The sequence below is a fragment of the Sphingobacterium sp. MYb388 genome (genome assembly GCF_037479535.1).
In the GTDB taxonomy this organism is placed as follows: Bacteria; Bacteroidota; Bacteroidia; order Sphingobacteriales; family Sphingobacteriaceae; genus Sphingobacterium; species Sphingobacterium anhuiense.
The window spans coordinates 881,688-903,732 of sequence record NZ_JBBGYV010000002.1 but is presented as its reverse complement, the minus strand read 5'-3'; the positions used below and the strand labels follow the sequence as shown (position 1 = coordinate 903,732).

Here is a 22,045-nt window from a genome sequence, read left to right as displayed (position 1 = left end):
CTAGTCCATTTTCATTCATTTAGGCATAAACTCTTCTAAAGAGAGTTTATGCCTATTTTTCTATATAAAGTTACGTATTAATCAATCTGTAAGATCATACTACCTTTTATCACATCACCTTTTTTAAGCGTAATCCGACCGTCTGTAAAGGGACTTCCATAAAAGGGCTCAGAACCGCTATTTGTATAATCAGCAACTAACCATTGAATATGTTCATCCTGTTTCCAGGTACGGGAAGCTTGCTTGCCTGTAGCTAATAGATTCACCTGTTTACGATCAACAGTCGTTAAAGAAGCGGTTATCACCCTAGCCTTTGTAGACCTAAAATCATTTGATCCCATCGTATTTGCATCATCTTTCCAAGCTTTCGCAACCGGCTCGCCATGCGCTTCAACCTCATATACGTTGTTCGCATTTAACTTCGCTACACCATTATTACGACCAATATGATTTTCTGGATAATAAGAGAAATCTCCTTTTCTAGACCATTTAAGTTCATCATAGTGCAAAGGTAGTTCTAACATTAAACCATATTGATAAACAGAAACTTCACCATCCTGATAATTCATCTCATAGTTTGTTTTAAACAGACCTTCTTTTGTAAAAATGAACTGTTGTTTACCTGTACCTTGTTGATACGTCAGATCCAAATCGACAACGATACTATCTTTATCATCCCGAGCCTGTACCTGTGTAGCAAACAAAGTGTATTGCTCATAATGCTTGATCGGGTATATATTATTTTGATACGTCTCCCCTGCTACATTTGGTTTTCCACCATCCTCAGCATTTGCAGCGATAATCGCCACAGATGGTCCTTTGGAAAGGACTTGTTCACCAGAAGTTCTAGCAGCAGTCATTAATCCATAAGTTTTGCTGATGGTATACACAACATCTCCTTGGGTAATATAAACAAATGCCGAATCCTGTTTCAAAGCTAACGCTTTAGCTGTTCCATTTACTGTTACTACTTTTGGCGTTTCAAAAATCTCATGTTCAACCTCAAAACCACGATCATCATTGACGATAATTTCAACCTTATTGAATACACCCGAAGCATTTGGGACAACAAGTTTACCTGCTGAACGAGCTTGCAGATTAGAAGTTACCGGAATTAATTTACCATCAACCATCACTTTTATTTCCACATCTTTTAATGAACGGAAATCATAACGATTTTCAACATCGAAGGTGATATTATTGGAATTACTTTTCAAATTAGAAATACGTACTGGAGAATAGGCTTTTTTCATCCCAAAATATTCTGGTTTTTCTCTTCTCCAGCCATCAATTGGTCCCCAAGGTCCATAACCTACAATTCGTCCATCCGGCATATGGAAAGTATCATCAATACCACTCCAAATTGCTCCGCCCAAATTCCCTTTATGAACATACATCGAGTCAAAATAAGTGACCATTGGTGCATTAAATGCATCTCTTACCCCTGGGTCCGTCAATAGTTCTCTTCTATTATAATCCGATAAATGGGCGTATTCACCAAACAAAGTAGGTCTGCTCATTGTATCTGTAGCCTTTGGTCCATTGATTCCAGGATAGTGATAATTAGCAATATCAGCTTTACTACCAGCATTGTTAAAACTTCCCCAAGTTTGATCATGAAATACAGTAGGTCGGGTTTTATCCAACGCTTTTACGGTCTTATTTACTTCAGCCCATAAGTCACTCCACCTAGACTCATTACCCAATGACCAGAAGATGATAGATGGATGCTTTCTATTACTCACGACATTATCCATATTTGCACGTAGCATTGTAGGCAAAAATTTCGGATCTTGATAATTCCAATGACGCCAGATAGGTGAAGCGTGGTGCTGTATCCAGTTTAGAGCCGATTCACTTTCAACATACAAGCCCAGTTCATCTGCCGCATTTAAAAACTCTTCCGAAGGTGGGTAGTGGGAAGTACGGATATAGTTGAGATTACCCGCTAAAAATACTTCAACATCTTTTCTATCCAAAACTGGATCAGATGCTCTACCCATTAACGGATGTACAGCATGACGGTTTACCCCTTTCAACTTAACCGGACGACCATTAACCAAAAGTTCATTACCTCGAATCTTAATGTCACGGAAACCAACTTTTTGTATATTCGATTGTACCACTTGAGTTCCATTCAACAATGAAGTAGTCAATTCATACAAATACGGACTTTCAGCAGTCCAATGCTTAGGCTTTGATATCTGAATATCCAGATCAAACGGTATTGTCTGATTTCCTGTCGCCGATTTTTTAGCTGTTTTCTTTTCAAAAACAGTTTTACCACTTTTATCTTTTAGCGTATATTGAATAGCTAGATCTTGATTTCCGGATGTGTTATTAGCCACAAGTGCCTGCAAATGAAGTTTAGCATCTTGATATTTAGGATCAAATTTAACCTCCACATCTAAATCAGCAACATGAGTCTCAGGAAGCGCAAATAAAGTCACTTTCCTCAAAATACCGCCAACCGTATGCGCTGCGTACTGGGACACACACGAAAGAATATCACTGATCGTATTGGCACGTACCTCAACAGTCAAGACGTTAGTACCAGACTTCACTGCTTTCGTAACATCCATTTCAAAAGCAACAAAACCTCCTTCATGTTCTCCTATATATTGCCCATTCATTTTCACCACAGCATTTGAACTAACAGCATCAAATTTTAGAGCAATACGTTTACCTTTCCAAGATTCGGGAATAGAAATCTGTTTTTCATAAACCGCTTTTTCACCCGCTTTAACCTCATATCCTTGCATTTCCCATTCACCAGGAACTTTTATAGTCGCAGGTTTTCCATTTTCAACCCGAAAGGACCATACTCCATTTAATGAGATATGCGGTTGATCGATACCTTCCACCTTCGCAGGTAAAGGAGAAAGTATTTTTATGTTAGCACTTTGCTGCGCTAGACCCAAGTGTCCAAACCCCAGTAGCAGCACAACCATTACTGCGTTAATCTTTTTTATATTCATCGGAATAACATTACATCTTGAGCTCACACGCTCGGTTTATGTATAATTTTAGAAAAATCGATCTTTGATGAGTAACAAAAAGCTTATTACATGATACCATAGGTATCAAAAGCTTCCTTAGCACCCATACCCTCTAAAACCTTTTTCAGAACAACTTTTTCACTTCGAGCTTTTTCCAATGCCCGAGTAAAAACTTCGACTTCATGCTCCTTCGGCACCAAACAAACACCATCAATATCTCCGATTAAAATATCTCCATCTTGAATCATAATATTGTTGATGCATATTGGCACTCTCCAATCAATCACCTTACCACGAGGAGCTTGATCCTGTGCATAATTACCCATTGAGAAACAAGGGAAATCTAGTGCTAATATACCATTCGTATCTCTAGAATAGCCATTTACAATAGCACCTGCAGCACCCAGCATTTTTGCTCGTGCACTCATAATCTCGCCCCATAGTGCATAGCTCGGTGATGAACCACTACAAATATAGATTTCATCCTCTTTAAGATCATCCAAAGCTTCCAGCATATAACCAAAGGTTTTAGCTAGAACCGGATTTTTAGATGTTGACTCTCCCAATGAACTTACATCGGCTTCCAATACAGTCATTGCTCTTCCTACAACAAACATATCGTCACGAATGGAACGGATATTTGGTGGTAAAAACTGATGGTACATCCCCATCTTATCCATAATATCACCAATGACTGCTGTAAATAATTCTCTGCGGATCAGCGCGAATAATTCCTTGTCATTGTTCCACTCTACTTGCAAATTTGTCTCCATTTTATATTTTTTATTATTGCTATTATTATTGATTACCAAAGAACGATATACAAGGCGGTCAACACGCCTATAATTAACAAACTAACCACTTTAAACAAATCTGACACCACAAACATTTCCTTCTCCAAGATCAATGCCTGCTGATTTTTTCTTTTCTTATCAAAGACACTAATGACCGTCATCGTGATCACTGTAAAGACAAAAACCACAAGAATACGATTCATAAAAGGCATCTGATCCAACCATACATTTTTAAACAAAATCGAATAAAAGAAAGTCGATAGCGCTCCACCAATAGCGGCGTTAGAAGTTGTCCATTTTGTTAAAATACCCATTAAGAAAATAGCCAGTACACCAGGTGTTATAAAGCCGGTAAATTCTTGAATAAATTGAAACCCTTGATCTAGATTACTTAATAATGGTGCTAATGAAGCTCCAATAAATAGCGAAACTACAACCGAGATTTTACCCAATTTGACTAAAAAAGACTCCTCAATCGGTTTGGTTTGCGTATTTTTATAAATATCCAGCGATACAATTGTAGCAATACTATTCACTTTCCCAGCTAATGAAGCTACAATAGCTGCCGTCAATGCGGCAAAAGCCATTCCTTTAAATCCAGTAGGCAAAATCGATAACAGTAATGGATACGCTTTATCAGGCTTAACGATATCTCCGTCCATCATACCGTTTTGAAATAGCGGATTATTCCCACTCTGATATAGATAAAATGCAGCAATACCTGGTAAAACAACAATCAAAGGCATCAGTAATTTCATAAATGCGGCAAACAACATACCCTGTTGCGCAGTGGCTAGATTTTTAGCTCCTAATGCCCGTTGCGTTATATACTGATTACAACCCCAATAAGAAAGATTCATAATCCACATACCACCTATAAGTACCGACCACCCCGGTAGATCCATGTAAGCATCACCACCATCAGGTTTAGTCAATTGTCCTTTTTCAATAAACAGATGAAAATGAGAAGGCACCTCTGCTTTCAATACTTTCAATCCATTCCACCACCCTGACAATCCTTCAGCATCTGCAACTAAACTAAGCGCAATATAAGTTGTGGTCAAGCCACCGATAATTAACAGGACTACCTGTACTACATCCGTATAACCAATGACTTTCATTCCGCCTAATGCAATAAACCCAGCCAATATGGCCAAAATCCAGATACACCACACAAATGGAATATCCGCAATTGCATGTATTGCCAAAGCTCCCAAATATAGGATCGAAGTGAGATTAACAAAAACATATACCAGCACCCAAAACACAGCCATGATCATACTCACCCGGTTATCAAACCGCTTCCTCAGAAATTCAGGCATCGTATAAATCTTGTTCCTCAGATAAATGGGCAAGAAGAATATCGCGACAATGATCAATCCTAGGGCTGCCATCCATTCGTAAGAAGCAATTGCAATACCCAAGGCAAATCCGGAGCCGGACATCCCAATAAACTGTTCTGCAGATATATTAGAAGCAATGATGGACGCTCCAATCGCCCACCATGCTAATGATCCCTCTGCGAGGAAAAAATCATGACTTAAAGAGCCAGACGTCTCCTTTTTCTTATAGATATAATATCCATATCCACCCACAAGAATGAAGTACAGAACATAAATCAATTGATCAATCCAAGTTAACATATGTAGTTAATTTTATAATTAAAATCTTAAGGTTATAGCACCGTTACATGGAGACGCTTCTAACGTTTTGCAATAGTTCCCCCATGCGATTTCAGGATAATCCCATTTATTATTGACAAACAGTATAACTTGCTCACCTTCCATACGGTCTATTCGACAAGCAACATCACCCTTTGGTGCTATCACAGAAACCCGGGTTGATTTACCAGAAGAAAGTGTATAATAAAAAGTATTCTCTTTCATACTTTTTGCTTTGTTGGTCAAAGGATGCTCACTTCTAGCGCCTTTATCCGACCAGTAATAGTAATTGTGCGTATCCTGGTCCCACCCTTGAGTAGGTTTCTCACCATATGCAGCCTGTTTACTTTTATAAAGATCAGCACTCCCTTCATTTCCGGCAAATTCTCCTTCAGGATAGTAATTCCAATATCCATCTCTTTTCCAATTCAAACGGTCCAGATCATTTGGCATATAATATTTTATACCAACCTCTCTTAGATAGCCGTTAGGTTCTCCAGCAGTACGGTAATTAGTCGTCATTTCTCCTCCAGACTTGATCACAATATCAAAATATACTTGTAATCCTTGATAAGTTCCAGCAATAGCAAGTAACGCAACACCATCTTTAATTTCACATTTCACAGAGGTCTCCTTCCAATCTTTATCGTAAATCAAATATTTGTTCGCGCTTTTTCTAACCTCTGCGCCCGTTAAATGATTCAGGTTTACATCCATATTCAAGAAAGGCCCCTTTTCAATAAACACCTTCCCATTAGTAGTTGCACCTTCAATCAACCCTGTTTCCTTCGAAATAGGTATTTCAAAATTATGTCCCTTGATGATAAAATTTTCTTTATTTTCCACAAGTTTAAGTTTTCCTTTATGTGAAGCTTCAGGCATATCGATAGGTCGTTCACCAAAATAGTATTCGTAAGTATCAACTACACGACCATCCTGATCAATAAAGTTTAAGCGTACCGATCTCCCCTCTTTCCATTCTTCCGCCGGTAATTCAAATTGTCCTTTAGCATGGGGTTCAATGGAAGGCAATCCAATTGTCTTCGTACGTCCTTCATAAGTATATGCTAATTTTACTTCATTAAGATTGGTGTGATCATATCTATTGTATACATCAAATTTTATTTGCTGTTGTGCTGCAAAATTTTTCACAACCTTTCCTTCGTTCAAGATCCGAATAGGAGACTGTGCTTTCTTCGTCGACCAGAATTCAGGTTTGGGCCTTCTCCAGACATCTACAATACCCCATTCTCCATATCCTACAGCATGACCTTGATATCCTTCCGGCTTTGCAGATTTTGCAAATTCATTCCAAAATGGTGTACCTTTTTTCAAGGTTTGAGGAATATTAAAGGTATCATCTACATATCCCCAAATTGCACCACCCAATCCACCTTTGGTCGGAAATAATCTTCCCCACATCATATCCATCGAGATTCCCCAAAATTCTCTGATATTCGGATCATCTCGTAAGGTCTGATACGTGTAACAAGCAGGATGTGCCCATTCATCAAACAAAGCTGGTATACCATGTCCTTCATATCCTTTAGTTGTCTTTCCAAACTGTGTCAGATTACCATTAACATCCTGATAGTGCATACTTAATATTTCATAAATCTTCGCATCACTAGATTGCGATCCTGGATAACTCCAGATAACAGGCCTGGTTTGATCAGCATTTTTAACCAAATCCCAACTTTTTCTGAAATTACTTCCGTAGATAGATTCATTTCCAATAGACCAGATAATAACCGATGGATGTGTTCTAAAAGTATTGACCATTTCGCGGCATTGGCTCAGATATTGATCCGTATGATTAGCATCATTTTGAGTAGAGCCAGGTGCATAATTCTTTTGTCTATAAGTATCAACAAAACAAACAGCTGTTTCTACTTCTACATAAATTCCATAGCGGTTACAGAACTCAACAAATCGTTCTGATGGCGGATAATGTGAAGTTCTTACAAAATTAATATGAGCATCTTTAAACAATTTAACATCCAAACTATCGTAGTAAGGTACACTAACACGACCTAAAGTAGGATGAACATCATGACGATTAGCCCCTCTTAATTTAACAGGTTTCCCATTCACAAACATCTGGTCTTCAATAATCTTAACTTCACGAAATCCGATCGCTTTACTAAACGCATACGTATCATTACCGTCTTTTTTAATTTTAACATCAAGACGATAAAGATTAGGATGTTCAGCATCCCATTTCAAAGGATTAGCTATTGGAAAACTATTGCTATTGTGACCTTTGTTTACCACAAATTGTTGTTCAGACTCGGGAACGAGTTTATTCTTACTATCATATAATGCATAATGAACAGTAACACCTTGCGCCTCTTGCAACGTATAATTTAATTTTAAGACAGCATCTTTAAAATGCTGATCCAAATCTGTTTCAACACCAAAATCATGTATGCTATTTACAGCAGTTGCAAATAGGGTAACATCTCTTAATATCCCTCCAATCGGATGATGTGCATACCCCGAAGCGTAAGATATATCATCCAGTTTATCTTGAACTTCCAGAAAAACTTCATTTTCCTTATCAAAATTAACATAAGGAGTGATATCGGTTTCCCAGCGTGTAAATCCTCCTTTATGCGTTCTGATCACTTTACCATTAATACTTAATGTCGCTTGACTATAGACACCATCAAACCGCAAGACGATCTTTTGCCCTTTAAAGTCTTTTGGAAGCGTAAACTTTCTTTTATAAAAAAATGATTTATCATGTTCTATTCCATACCCTTGCATCACGGCTTCCCCAGGTACTTGTATTGGTGCCCAATCGGATTGCTTATCAAATTGAAACTGCCACTCTCCGTTGAGCGATAGTACAGGACTTTTAACCTGGTTTGTTTTCTTTGGTAACTCATAAGCTAACTCCTGTCCCAAAACACCGAGATGAGAAACAGCCAAAAACAAAAATATCACTACTAATTTCAACATCTTCATTTTAAAAATTGGTTATTATACACATAAAATATTTACTATAAAGGTATATGAAGCGAACACGCGAACATAGAACTCAAAGTTATCGCTCCTGAAGACAACAAACTAAAACTTGATACACATGAAATAAAACTTTTTACACCCATCTTCATAATTTAACATGACAAAATAATCAGTATTGTTTTATTCGAAAAATTATTACTTATATTTGTTTGACAATTATTAATCATCATATCCTATTATGAAAGCACAATTTATTGAACTGTCTCCCCCTAACGAGAAGACAATCCTCATCAAGCAGGTCGATCAGGAGTTTTTGAGTAACCCCTTACATTTCCATGAGTTATGTGAACTCGTCCTAATTTTAGAGAGTTATGGAAAACGTGTCGTTGGCAATCATGTCGATAGCTTTAGTGCTGGAGATCTTGTGCTAATGGGACCAAATATCCCTCACATCTGGCGTAATGACGATATTTTTCTTAATCCCCAACATGATGAACGTGCAAGAGCAATCGTACTCTATTTTCCAGCGGATTTCTTACTACGACTTACAGATGATCAAGCAACCATTAGTGCTATGCAGCAATTCATCAAAAGATCAAAACGAGGATTGAGATTTCATGGACAAACCTTAGAACAAGCTACCGAACTAATCAAAAGTCTAGCACAGAAAAAGAGTTTTTCTAGAATCACAGGATTTCTAAATCTTATTGAATTACTCCATCAGGCAGAAGAATGCGAAAATTTAGCCTCAGAAGGCTATAAACCTACTTTTGGAGAACAAGAAACCAATCGCATTAATAATGTATACATTTATGTTATGCAAAATTTCCGAGAAGAAGTTTCATTAGGAATAGCCGCAGAGTTGGTTAATATGACACCCAATGCCTTTTGTCGTTTTTTCAAACGCCATACCCAAAAATCATTCTCTAAATTTGTTAATGAAATGCGTATCGGACATGCGTGCAAATTGCTGATGAATAAACAACTGTCAATTTCTGAAATCTGCTACCAAAGTGGCTATCAAAATCTAACCAACTTCAATAAATTCTTTAAAACTATTATGAGAAAAAGTCCACGGGAATATCGTAAAGAAATGGACATGTAATTCCCTAATACAGGTATTAATACACGTTGATAAATTATAAAAGGTTAACTTTGCATCAATAATTGATAATAAACATCCAAACAAACTTTAGTGAATTCTTTAACTTTGGCAAGAACCATTAGAGCTTTCAATGAAATCATATTTATTATCATTAATAGCGATAGCTACGCTAACCTATCCGCTATACGCACAACCTTCTAAGCAGGACAATCTTCAATCCGAACATTTAGCAACCCGTTGGGACGAAGCCATCCCTTTAGGAAATGGTATGCTTGGCGCATTAATCTGGCAAAAAGATAATACCTTAAGACTATCTTTAGATCGTGCCGATTTATGGGACGAGCGTAAGGCATTTCAACTTGAACAACATGACTTCAAATGGGTACAGCAAAAACTTCATTCGGGGCAATATACCGAAGTACAAAAATGGGGTGACAATCCTTATGGGGATTATCCCTACCCAACCAAACTTCCTGCCGCAGCTATGTCTTTTGATCTCGCTTCTTTAGGCAAGGTAGTCTCCAATGTACTGGATATAAAAACTGCAACAAACACCGTCCGCTTTGACAACGGAAACACATTTACTTGCTTTATTCATGCAGATAAACCAGTGGGTTATTTTGAGATTACAGGTCAAAATATACAAAATGCCCTTCCCAAATTACTTCCACATCAATATGCGTTGGCTTCTGATAATAGTAACGAAGTGTCCGTAGTCGATGGACAAAGTCTATCACGACTCGGCTATAAACAAGGGAAGTTGACCACATCAACACACAGCCAGCTTATTCACCAGCCGACCTATGAAAATAGGTTTTATGAAGTATTATTGGAGTGGAAAGAAGTCTCGCCCAATAAGCTTATTGGTATGTGGACTGTAGCCAATAATGAAAAAGCAAACTTAAATAAAGAGATCCAATCAAAAACCACCAACAAATTTACAGAAACTCATCTCTCCTGGTGGCATACCTACTGGAAGCAATCAGCGATAAACATACCTGATGCTTTATTACAAAGACAGTACTATTTGGAAATGTATAAACTCGGTGCTGCAGCACGAAAAGGAGCTCCAGCCATTACACTTCAAGCAGTTTGGACTGCAGATAATGGTGGATTACCCCCATGGAAAGGAGATTTTCATAATGATCTCAATACACAGCTCAGCTATTGGCCCACCTATACAGGAAATAGACTTGCTGAAGCCGAAACTTTCACAGACTGGTTATGGAAAATCAGACCTGCCAATTTAGCTTACACCAAACAGTATTTTGGTGTTGAAGGTCTTAACATTCCCGGCGTTCTGACATTAAGTGGAATCCCCATGGGCGGCTGGGTTCAATATGCCCTTTCACCAACAGTAAGCGCTTGGACCGCACACCATTTCTATATGCAATGGAAGTACAGTATGGATAAGAAATTTCTTAAGGAAAGAGCATTACCGTACATTATCGAATCGGCCACTTACCTTCGCAACATTACAGAGGTACGCAATGGAAAACGTTATCTTCCACTTAGCGCAAGTCCTGAATATAATGATAATAGCACAAATGCCTGGTTTAAAGATTGGACCAATTTTGATCTCGCTCTTGCCCATTTTCTATTTGAAGCTGCGGCAGAAGTAAGCGAAGCTAGCGGACAAGTAAACGATGCCAAAGCATGGAGAACTGTAGAAACGCAACTACCAGGTTATGCAAAAAACGAAACAGGATTAATGGTTGCGGTCGATGTTCCTATGGAGCATTCCCATCGTCATATGTCACCCTATTTATCGATTTATCCACTAGGTCTTTTGGATATCAATAAAGCAGAAGATAAAGATCAGATCACAAAATCAATGCGCCATTTAGAAAAATTAGGCACTCGTGCTTGGGTTGGTTATTCCTTCAGCTGGATGGCTTGTTTACATGCCCGTGCAAAAGAGGGGGAACAGGCAGTTCTTAATCTCCAAAAATTTGCAAACAACTTTTGTTCGACCAATTCCTTTCATGTCAACGGGGATCAGAAAGGTGGACAATACTCAGGTTTTACTTACCGGCCGTTTACATTAGAGGGTAATTTTGCATTTGCACAAGGTATCCATGAATTGCTGCTACAGAGCAAACAAGGTTATGTGGAGCTATTCCCAGCAATCCCGATAAGTTGGAAAAACATTTCCTTTACTGATCTCAGAGCTGAAGGTGGTTTCTTAATTAGCGCTTCTAAAACAAACGGTCAACTTGATAAATTGATCATTAAAGCAGAACAAACCGGTACTTTAAGATTACGCTATGAGCAACCATTAAAATCAAAAACTAATAAAATGATCAGTAAAGAAGGAGATACGTATAACATCTCTTTAAAAGCAGGCGAAAAAATAGAACTTCAAAAAATCTAATTAAATATAAAGCTTCCTTAGTATGATATAAACAGAAAAAATTGGAAGTTTTTAAAAAATAAGAGGAGCCCAATAAATATTGGGCTCCCCTTATAAAAAAATGTCCTGTTTAATATTCTATCCCTTAATAGAAATTATATTTTTATAGAACATTAGAGTTCAAAAAATTATTCACCTAATGCCTTTTGAATTATTTTTGACAAACTTTGCGCCCATTTTGTATACCCTCCAGAAAGATGGATGCCGTCAGTGCTATAATCATCCAACGATAAATTACCGTCAGCTTTTATAAACGTATCAGATAGCGGGGCATAGATCCAACTTTGATCTTTAGCCTGAATCGCTAAAAGACGGTGTATATCCTCATATTTTCGTCTTCGGGGATCCGTACTTTCCACGCCTACAGGCAATGGCCCCGTTAAGATCAATTTAGAATTCTTCATATTCGTGCGTATCCATTTTTTTATTTCAAGGATACCTGCTACAATTTCTTCAGCCGTATCACCATCTAAGAAATTATTGACACCTATTGTTACGACAACAACTTTAGGAGCAGCCTCCTTATATTTACCATTGATCAACCTCCAAAGTACATGTTGTGTTCGGTCGCCCGCTATTCCTGCACAATCCCATTTGTATGATGAAAAAACGGATTCAAATGCAGTGTAACCTGGTTTATAAGGAAGATGTGACCTTGTACCTCCAATACCCTGTGTAATGGAATTACCGACAAATAAAATGTCCAAGTGTTGTTTCTTACTGTCCAAAATACGGTTAATATCATCATTTTCTCCCCACCAGCCCATATTTGGACTCCAACCCGCTCCACTCCTATATTCTGAGCCAGCTGCGGCAATAGCTGCAAAGTTTAGCTTACGCCCATCTGCTCTTAGCAGAAAATCTACCAGTGGCGTTGGATCAGCTAAACTGTGCGGATGATGACCCACTGTCGGTTTATGTATAATTTCCAATTTCCCGCCAGCGGCAATATAAGCTTTAGCAAAAGGAAGCGTATTTTCATCAGGCGGTACAATATCATCCACATCACCGATAACATGAATCGTCGGAATTTTTAACGCACCGATTTCAGATGCTCTATCCACAGGTGCATCTTTAAAATCAAGAGCCTGTTGTTCTGTCAGTTTATAATCCTGTTTAAAGATTTCCCAATTCTCCGGACTTCCTTTTCCCGTTCCTTTACCTCCCGGCCAGCTTTTAAAATTTAACACCGGTGCATCAGCATAAATGGCACTAACACGATCGGGATAACGTAGAGCCCAATTGTATATGTATATACCTCCTCGACTCATACCTTCCATAACTGCTTTTTTATTCAGTCCGAATTGCTGTAAGAATTTATAAAAATTATTCCAGATTTGTAGTGACTCCTCATTGCCAAAAAGTTCGGATACATCACAGTAAACGATATGATATCCTCGCTCCAACATCGCAATATCCAATTGAGGTTCATGTCCCCAGAAACGTGCGCGCCATATCCATGGGCTTCCTTTAGCTACGATTTTAGGTTTCACAACTCTCGCTTCTTTACCTTCAAAATCGAACGTTTCAGAAGAAAATCCATAAAAAGACTCACGCTTTCCATTTTCAATTTTAATTTTTGAAGATCCGATTACTGGCGTTTTTATAAGCTCATATAACCGCTTTGCAACAAGACTAGCACCGATAGACGTTAGCCTTTTCTCCTTATCCAGATAGACATCACCTCCATATAAAGCAGGTGACAAATCCACAATTTCACAATTACTTTTAAAAGCCAGAGCCTGCAATTCTGGCTCTTTAGACGATTGAATTTTAGGATCAAAATTATTAGGAGTATGCAACAATACCACTCGAGCACCTTTATTGATTAATGAAGTGATACTTTTCAATAACTTGTCATCACCTTCGGAAAAATCGGCATCCTGATTCAAATCAAGAAAGAGTAAATCACCTTTCTTGACGACAAGATTATTTATACTTTCTAGTATATGATTTTCAATGCGTATTGGAGCATTCACAGCGACATCCTTCCCATTTAATATGACTTGATAATCTTGACCGATCATAGTCGATAACTGTGCAGGAAAGCTATTTTTTTCAGGCATAAACATCGCAAATCCTGTCGTGAATTCCTGTCCAATACAATAAATTTTACCCTTAGATTGAGCAAAAAGTATCGTAATAGTGCTCAGCATAATAAGGATCCCTTTTATACAAATACACAATAGATTTTTAATCATCAGCTGTTAGGTCTAGATAAAAGATTAAGATAAAAAACCAATAAATATCAAGCGTATATTTGATACTTATTGGTTTTTCAAACATAGACATTAAATGTAAATCGGTTATTCAATAAAATCCAGTTCCGCTACAGTAAGCAGTTTTCCTCCTCCAGTTATTTCTGTCGATTCAATTGTGATGTATCGTGCTTGAATATTTTTAGAAAATCGATGTGTGCGCTTTGTCGGATCATTAATTAGATTTCCAAATTCAAATCGTTCAGCATCACTCCAATTCTTTCCGTCATTACTAATTTTTATCACACCTTTAGCCATCATCCCTTTTCCGTTTTCTTTTTGTGGTGTATAACTAAATGCTGTTAAATTATACTGCTGTCCAAGATCGATCGAAATATGTTGTGCCGCGCCATTTTCATTAGATTGCCAATACGTTTTTGGGTCTGCATCGAAAGCCAGCTTCGCATCATGTTTAGCAACCTCACTGCTATTATCGATAATTTTCCACTGCTTTTTAGCTATGCCAATTGTTTCTTCTGCCACCGCACCGACCAATTTATCAGCACTAATTGCTACAGCTTTTATCTGCCCACCTTTTACAGCGATCGGCTGCGTATATACGGGAGACTGTGCTGTAGGCTTACTGCCGTCTAACGTGTAGTGAATTTGAAAATTAGTGTTTAGATTTTTAAGAATATCCTCACCATGGGGCTTCCATCCAAACTCGCTTTTCGAAGGAGCAATAGCAACCATACCATCTACACTTCGATTAAATACCAATTGTGGAGGTCTTCCCTGAGCATAATGTGCGGCAACATTACTGATAATAGGGGTTGCCCTGCTTTCCAATATGCGAATACGAAACTTATCCGATGTCACTTCAGGGAAACGGAGAATACGTTTGTAGCCCACATTAGTCGCATGCGCGATCTCTTTCCATTGACCATCAATCCAAGCATCTAAAGCATGCTTTTCAATACGCTCTCCATTTGTACTTACAGCTTCCTGAATAACAAAGCGGTTTATTTTCACCGGTTTTGCTAATGTGTAGATCAGTTCCGGATTTTTATCCGACAACACGGTAAAAGATTCCATATTGTCATCCAAGGTTTCTTTGCTTCCTTTCGCTCCACGTAAAAGATTCTGACCATAAGTTTCTTTAATACGGCTTCCTACTTCATGCAGCACCTTAACATCTTCCGGTGAAAATTTACCATCTCTATTAGGCGGAATATTCAAAAGAAAAGTTGAATTACCGCCAACCGATCGTTCATAAATATCAAAAACATCATCAGTACTTCTTACCTTTTGATGCGTATCGTCTCTATAGAACCATCCTTCTCGAATTGAAGTATTTGTTTCAGCCTGTTGGTAATGTAGGTATTTAGCTTTTAAAATCTTAGCCCTACTTCCTAAATCTTCATCTGTAAGATCGAGAAAATTCTGAAGCCCTGCGGGATCGTCGTTATAAGGAATTACATTCCATTCTGTACTTCTAGTATTGCCAGATTCATTTCCGCACCATCTGATATCTTCTTTTCCAAAAATTACGGCCTCTGGAGCCAACTTTTTGATCAATTCACGCCACGCATCATAATTGTATTTTTGTCCACCCTTTGTTTTCGGATGTGCACCATCAAACCAGACCTCGTGTACCGGACCATATTCCGTCAATAATTCAAACAGTTGGTTTAAGAAATATTCGTTGTAATCGTCTACCTTAAAATTGAACTTTGTTTTATTTTTAAATGGTCTTCCTTCTACTTCACGGGGAATTGTTCGTTGCGTGTATTCGCTTAAATTACCATAAAGCCCTTCAGGACTTTCAATTTGAAAAAGATCTGCTGGAGATAAATATACCCCCAGTTTTAATCCATACTTCTTACAGGAAGCTGTTAAATCTTTCAAGATATCACCTTTTCCTTCTCTGAATCCAGTAGACATAATACCATGTTTCGTATACCTACTTTGCCAAAGCACAAAACCATCGTGATGCTTCACCGTAATGATTACTTTTTTCATACCCGCGGCTTTCATTGCCTCGCACCATTGGTCGGTGTCCAGATTTTTGAGATCAAAGATCTTCGGGTCTTCCATACCATTTCCCCATTCCATTTTAGTAAATGTATTGGGACCAACATGGATAAAAGCAATAAATTCATTTTTTAAAGCCTGGTATTGATTTGCTGTAGGCACAACATGAACGGCTTTCCTTAATATATCTTCAGGACTATCGGTACTCTTAATTTCGTACGTATTCTTAACAGGTATTTTCTTACTATTCACTTGCGCATGACCATATATAGAGGCAAACCCTAACATAGATGTCAATAGGATAGATTTATTCATAATTCTAATAATTTGATTAACATAGTTATTTAGATTTTGAATAATAGTACTGAGCATTATTCAATGTGCAATTTACTTTGTACTACTGGAAAAGATGAATACTAAATTAACGTATACTAAGCCTATATTACCATTTTAAACTTAAACATCAGACACAAGGAAGCAATTCGTCGCATAATCGTTATACAATAGTTCAAAAAAAAATCTGCTATTTCCATTTTATTTATACAATAAAATGGAAATAGCAGATTAACAACCGGAAATTGATCTATTTTGCTCCAAGCCCTGCTGCTGTTGGCCAGCCAGGATTCTGGTAAATAACTGAATTCGCTACCGAACCATCTGTTGAGGCAAGTTGAAAATGCTGTACCGCGATTGGTGACAAATAGTGCGCTAAAGTAAACCGTACTCCGTTATAAGAAAGCATATTCCGGCGAATTTCATGAGGACGAAGATACATACCCAAACTCGGGTCAGATACAATAGCCTTTGGTTCATCGGCACCGTAAACGAGTTGCTCTGGTTTATACCAACTCTTCATAGGTCCCCATATTTTGAAACCTTCAAAATGATCAGCTTTGCTAACCAATTGATCCATCGAGCGCCAGCGCTTTAAATCCATCAAGCGTAATCCTTCAGCCATCAATTCATTTCTTCGTTCTCTTCTGATATTATATAAGGTCGGAGAAATCAGATTTCCAGCAGAATAAGCACCCCAATCCTTTACCTCCAATCCCATCTGAGTTGCCGCTATTGTTTTCTCAAAATCTACATCAACCATTGCCCGTTGACGGATCTTTTGCCAATAGTTTCTTGCAGTCGCATCGATGCTACCATTTTTTTCATAAGATGCTTCTATGTAATTGAGGTAAGCTTCGGTTGCACGGAAAGTAATACTTCCAGTAAATCCCATACCATTATTCGTCTGTTTGCCATCATATGAAATGCCTTTTCGAATAGTATAACCAGAAATATAACGTCGTTCTGCTGTCGTTTCGCCGATACTTGGATAAGGTTCAATGGGTGTACCATGCGTTCCTGCCCCCAGATTTAAAAGAACATTTTTTTGTCCTGGTTCTTTTAAAAACAGGTTCAATCTACCATCTCTCTCCTTCCGGATATCGGCAATATAATCGTCGCCATGGTATCCAGATCCTGCAGCATATATGGGTAATCCATTTTTCATAAGGAAACTTTCCACCAAGCTCCGCGTTAAACCAACCGCATAGTTACCAAGTTGCGCATACACAGGAACATTATGTGTTACAAGACTTTCACTGTACTGTCTCCATAAAAGAACTTCACTATATCCTGCCATATTTACTGCTCCAAACATCGAAAAGTAAGGGTTTTCGTTATTTGGTGATTCAATAATTCCAGTGTTGGGCACCAGATCGATTTGATCTGCCACCTGCTTAGAGGCATCCATAGCTAGAGAAAGAAAATAGTTAATTTCACCATCGATGCTTCCTGTTGGATAAGTATATGTTTGCGTATACGCTTTCGTTTTTCCTGGCCAATCAGCACCATCAGGAACAAATGCCGTTCCTTTGAAATATTTCAACCAAGTTCCTTCATTTAAAGCAACTCGAGATTTCAATAATAACGCCACATTTTTAGAGATACGTTGCTTCGCACCATCTATTGATGTGCTTTTCAATAATGTAATTGCCGAATCTAGATCCGAGATGATAAACCGGGCAACTTCGGTGCGTGGATCTCGCTTTGCTGCTTCGATCAAAATTTGTGGATCTTTATCATTCATTGCATTTCTAATAATCGGAAAATCACCTAATTCCTGTAATTTCTGAAAATAGATATATGCACGTAAAAAATAGATCTCACCAATGTAATGTTCAATATTTTGTTGATTTCCCACTATTGTTTTAGCCTTCCATTTTGGTAAGACGCTGTTCAGGAAAAAGTTCATCTGATAAATGTTCGAAAACTCCCAAGCACCACCCTCAGTATCCACTCTCCATTCACCGGGAAGATATCGCTTGTTTATATCTGGAGATATCATATTATCCGTTCCAGCATCAATTCCAAATGTGCCGAAACCCCAACCGGAGTGTGATGGAAGAATATTAGGATATTGGCCTATAGCATAACTTGCTAATTGCGATTCTTCATTAAGATATTTTTCTGGGATTATCTGCGAAGGGGGTGTAATATCGAGATAATCATTGCATCCTGCTACCATCCAAAGCGGTAGCACTAAAGTAAGATATTTTAGTAATTTCATGTTTTTTTGAATTAAAATGTAAGACTTAACCCTGCTGCCCACATTTTGGTAAGTGGGTAAACCGTACCACTGGAACCTCCATCTATGGTTTCAGGATCAAACATTGTCGCGACATTTGATTTTTGCCATAAATTTTCACCAGACAAATATATCCTTCCCTTTGAAATACCGATTTTCTTCAGCACATCAGCATTAACCGTATAACCGATCTGAATATTTTTAAGTCGGATATAAGCTGCATTCTGTAGGTACCGTGTTTGAACCTCCTGATTTTTATTCGTACCAAATATTGGACGCGCATAGTAAGCATCAAGGTTTTCACCAAACATATTATCTCCAGTTCTAAAATAATCCATATGTTGGGTTAACCCTGTAGATGCCCAAATATTAGAGGTGGCACCCCAAAAATAATAACCCGGTTGCCATACATCACGTTTGATTACTCCCTGTAAGAACATACTGAAATCGAAATTTTTATAATCAGCCCCAAAATTGAACCCAAAGGCATATCTCGGTGTACTATTTCCGATTACTTTACGATCCCCAGGCTCCGATTCTGTCCAAGACCCAAAATCAATTTTACCATCATTGTTCAAATCTTTGTACATGATATCACCGGCTTCCCATTGACTTCCAATGACAGACTGTCCGCCGTTAGGTAAGCTATTTAAATGACTTTCCATTTCTTCCTTAGACTTGGCAATCCCTATGGTTTCATATCCCCATATTTCACCCAACTTCTGCCCTTCTCTATAGCCTCCGTTAAATGAACCAGTTAGATTTGGATACCTTGTAACCGTAGAAGTATAATCCGACAGTAAAAACTTAACATTATATCCAAAATTGTCCGCAATTTTGTCCCTCCATCCTAATGTTAATTCAAATCCATTCGTTTTTAAATCTGTATTATTCGCTTGAGGCACCGCAGTACCCAAAGTATTGGACAGTTGTGGTGCTGGTCCCACCATATTCAATGTTTTTCTCTGGAAAACATCAAATGAGCCAAATAACCGATTGCTTAATAAAGCAAAATCAACTCCCATATTTAACGTTTTAACCGTTTCCCATGTCAGATTTGCACTCACCAATCCTGCTGCAGATGCCGTATTTGGACGCTGATTATTAAGAAGCCAACTTCCGGATGCAATACCGACGGGCATTACAACATAAGTTGGGTACCAAACATTGGTATTTTGATTTCCTAGTTCACCGTATGAGGCCCTAAGTTTGATCATATCGATGTATGATCTTGTATTCTCCATAAAACTCTCCTTAGCAAGATTCCAGCCTGCAGAAAATGATGGAAAGAATCCCCATCTGCTGTCTGCTCTGAATCGAGAAGATCCATCATAACGCATACTCGCTTCCAGTAAATACTTAGAATCATAATCATAATTAAACCGGCTAAAAAATCCGGCCGATGCCCAATCCTGATACTGACCAGATACTGTAGGTGCCTTTGGCTGTCCACTTGGATCTGTGCCTGAAGTCAAATCAATGACAGGTTGTCCAATAATCATGATACCATCTCGAGAAGCATTTAGGTCACGATAAGCTGCGCTTTCGATTTGGAAACCAGCCATTCCTTTAAAGTTATGCAGGTTCCAATTACGGGTCAACTCAGTGTAGGCATTGATATTATAATAGTTTTCTTTATAAGCGTATTCCGCTACATAAGAAGAATTTTTATAAAGAATCGGATTTCCTGCGACATCATGGTTATAAAGTTGGTTTGAAAAAGTATTATCAAAACGGCTCGTAATCCTGTAAGTTGCAGTCCCGTAGGTTTTCCAGTCTTTAAGGGGTTCGAAAACAAGTTGCACCTGTTGTGTATTGATATCTTTAACGGTCTTATAATCTCCCCCTTCTAACATCCCCATTACCGGTGAGGGTGAATTATAAAGAAATCCATTTGGATCCTTATAAGGTAATGTAGGCCAGCCCTGACGGCCTAGATTGTCATAAAAAGAATTATTAAGATCCGTTGGCTTTTTAAAATCTTCACGAACAAGTCTTCCTATATAATTTAAGTTTAGTTTACTGGATATTTGCGAATTTATCCTTGCTGACATCGAATATCGCTTATAGACATCCGTATTAAGCGCCATTAAACCCTGTTGATCCAATAAATTGGCAGAGACGTAATAGGTTGTCTTATCGCTACCTCCCGCAAGACTTAGGTTATGCTCATGTCCAAAAGATTGATCTTTATACATCAGATCAAAGTAATCCACATTATCATTGCCCTTCATATATCCATCGGCCCATTGTGCAGGATTGGTAGGATTAGGAATAATACTCGTACTAATTTTACCTTCTTGAAATTGCTTGATTCGTTCCAGATGTTCTTGGTCAAAATGGGGGGCGCCGTTTCCGTTGACTTGTGCTTGATTAAAATAATTTGCAAATGAATAAGAGTCCATCGTTTTCAATGTTAATGCAGGCGTACTTATCCGTAAACTATTATTGTAAGAAGCTACAGGGCGACTCCCTTTTTGGCCAGACTTAGTTGTTACAAGTATAACACCAAACGCCGCTCTAGACCCATAGATGGAAGCGGTACTCGCATCCTTAAGGACAGTGACAGTTTCGATATCTTGTGGATTTAAAGCAGTCAATGATCCCTCCGCTCCGTCTATTAAAACTAAAGGAGCTGATGACGATTGTCCTATTGTACCACTTCCGCGAATATTTAAAGAGGGGTTACTTTCCAGAGAACCGTTATTTTGAGAAATATTCAATCCTGGAGCAAGGCCCTGCAGTGCCTGCAGTGCATTCTTAACAGGTCTATTTTCCAATGATTTTTTATCTACAACAGCCACCGATCCAGTCAAATTAGTTCGTTTTTGCTGCCCAAAGCCAACAACTACAACCTCATCAATCATATTATTCTCAGAAGATAATGTAACTGTAAATTGGGTTTCTTTACCAACAGCTATCTCCAGCTTGATGTAATTAATATAAGAAAATTGTAGAATCGTTTCTTGATTTGGTACGTTTAGCTTAAAAGCACCATTTATATCCGTTTGTGTTCCGATTGCAGTTCCTTTTGCCCTAACGCTCACTCCTTCCATAACAACACCTTGTTCATTACGTACTACCCCTTGAACCGATATATTATTTTGTGCTTGAACACTAATTGTTATGGCACAAAAAGCATTAAGTAAGGCTATTTGATGCCATTTCGGGACAGACAGCCGAGTTGCCCAGAGACAACATGTTATTAAATTTACTTTCATTATTGATTTGATATTTGGTTCAAAGCAAAAATAAAAGAGTATAGGTTCGTAAAAATGTAAGAAAGAATTAAA

Annotated in this window: 10 protein-coding genes; 2 read left to right on the top strand and 8 right to left on the bottom strand. The window is 38.1% G+C overall.

Annotated features, from left to right (window positions below):
- Positions 1-77: 77 nt before the first annotated feature.
- The 4 genes from WH188_RS09640 to WH188_RS09625 all read right to left on the bottom strand — a co-directional run bounded on the left by WH188_RS09640 (position 78) and on the right by WH188_RS09625 (position 8,418).
- Complete coding sequence (locus WH188_RS09640; RefSeq protein WP_339423890.1) at positions 78-2,978, bottom strand: glycoside hydrolase family 2 protein; 2,901 nt, start codon at positions 2,976-2,978, stop codon at positions 78-80.
- Positions 2,979-3,064: 86 nt separating this feature from the next.
- Entirely contained in the window at positions 3,065-3,772 is a 708-nt protein-coding gene (locus tag WH188_RS09635; protein ID WP_132770214.1) for an RraA family protein, read from the bottom strand.
- A gap of 32 nt (positions 3,773-3,804) precedes the next feature.
- The gene (locus tag WH188_RS09630) at positions 3,805-5,436 is read right to left on the bottom strand and encodes a sodium:solute symporter family transporter (RefSeq protein ID WP_168127406.1); all 1,632 of its coding nucleotides are present in this window, start codon (positions 5,434-5,436) and stop codon (positions 3,805-3,807) included.
- 18 nt (positions 5,437-5,454) lie between these two features.
- Positions 5,455-8,418, bottom strand: a complete 2,964-nt coding sequence (locus tag WH188_RS09625) for a glycoside hydrolase family 2 protein (protein ID WP_206368472.1) — start codon at positions 8,416-8,418, stop codon at positions 5,455-5,457.
- A gap of 244 nt (positions 8,419-8,662) precedes the next feature.
- Between WH188_RS09625 and WH188_RS09620 the strand changes: the two genes are divergently transcribed.
- Both WH188_RS09620 and WH188_RS09615 read left to right on the top strand, forming a co-directional pair.
- Positions 8,663-9,529, top strand: a complete 867-nt coding sequence (locus WH188_RS09620; protein WP_132770220.1) for an AraC family transcriptional regulator — start codon at positions 8,663-8,665, stop codon at positions 9,527-9,529.
- Positions 9,530-9,659: 130 nt separating this feature from the next.
- Positions 9,660-11,903 carry a glycosyl hydrolase family 95 catalytic domain-containing protein gene (locus tag WH188_RS09615; protein ID WP_132842070.1) on the top strand — a complete coding sequence of 748 codons (2,244 nt, stop codon included), beginning with the start codon at positions 9,660-9,662 and terminating at the stop codon, positions 11,901-11,903.
- A 167-nt stretch (positions 11,904-12,070) separates the two neighbouring features.
- On the opposite strand, the gene WH188_RS09610 is transcribed toward WH188_RS09615, so the two are convergent.
- From WH188_RS09610 to WH188_RS09595, 4 genes are all read right to left on the bottom strand, one after another.
- Entirely contained in the window at positions 12,071-14,098 is a 2,028-nt protein-coding gene (locus WH188_RS09610) for a GDSL-type esterase/lipase family protein (RefSeq protein ID WP_168127404.1), read from the bottom strand.
- A gap of 150 nt (positions 14,099-14,248) precedes the next feature.
- On the bottom strand, positions 14,249-16,489 hold the full coding sequence (locus tag WH188_RS09605; RefSeq protein WP_168127403.1) for an alpha-L-fucosidase: 2,241 nt from the start codon (positions 16,487-16,489) through the stop codon (positions 14,249-14,251).
- Between the two features lie 268 nt (positions 16,490-16,757).
- Positions 16,758-18,734 carry a RagB/SusD family nutrient uptake outer membrane protein gene (locus WH188_RS09600; RefSeq protein ID WP_168127402.1) on the bottom strand — a complete coding sequence of 659 codons (1,977 nt, stop codon included), beginning with the start codon at positions 18,732-18,734 and terminating at the stop codon, positions 16,758-16,760.
- A gap of 11 nt (positions 18,735-18,745) precedes the next feature.
- Positions 18,746-21,973 (bottom strand): SusC/RagA family TonB-linked outer membrane protein, encoded by a 3,228-nt coding sequence (locus WH188_RS09595; RefSeq protein ID WP_206368470.1) that lies wholly within the window; start codon positions 21,971-21,973, stop codon positions 18,746-18,748.
- Positions 21,974-22,045 lie beyond the last annotated feature (72 nt).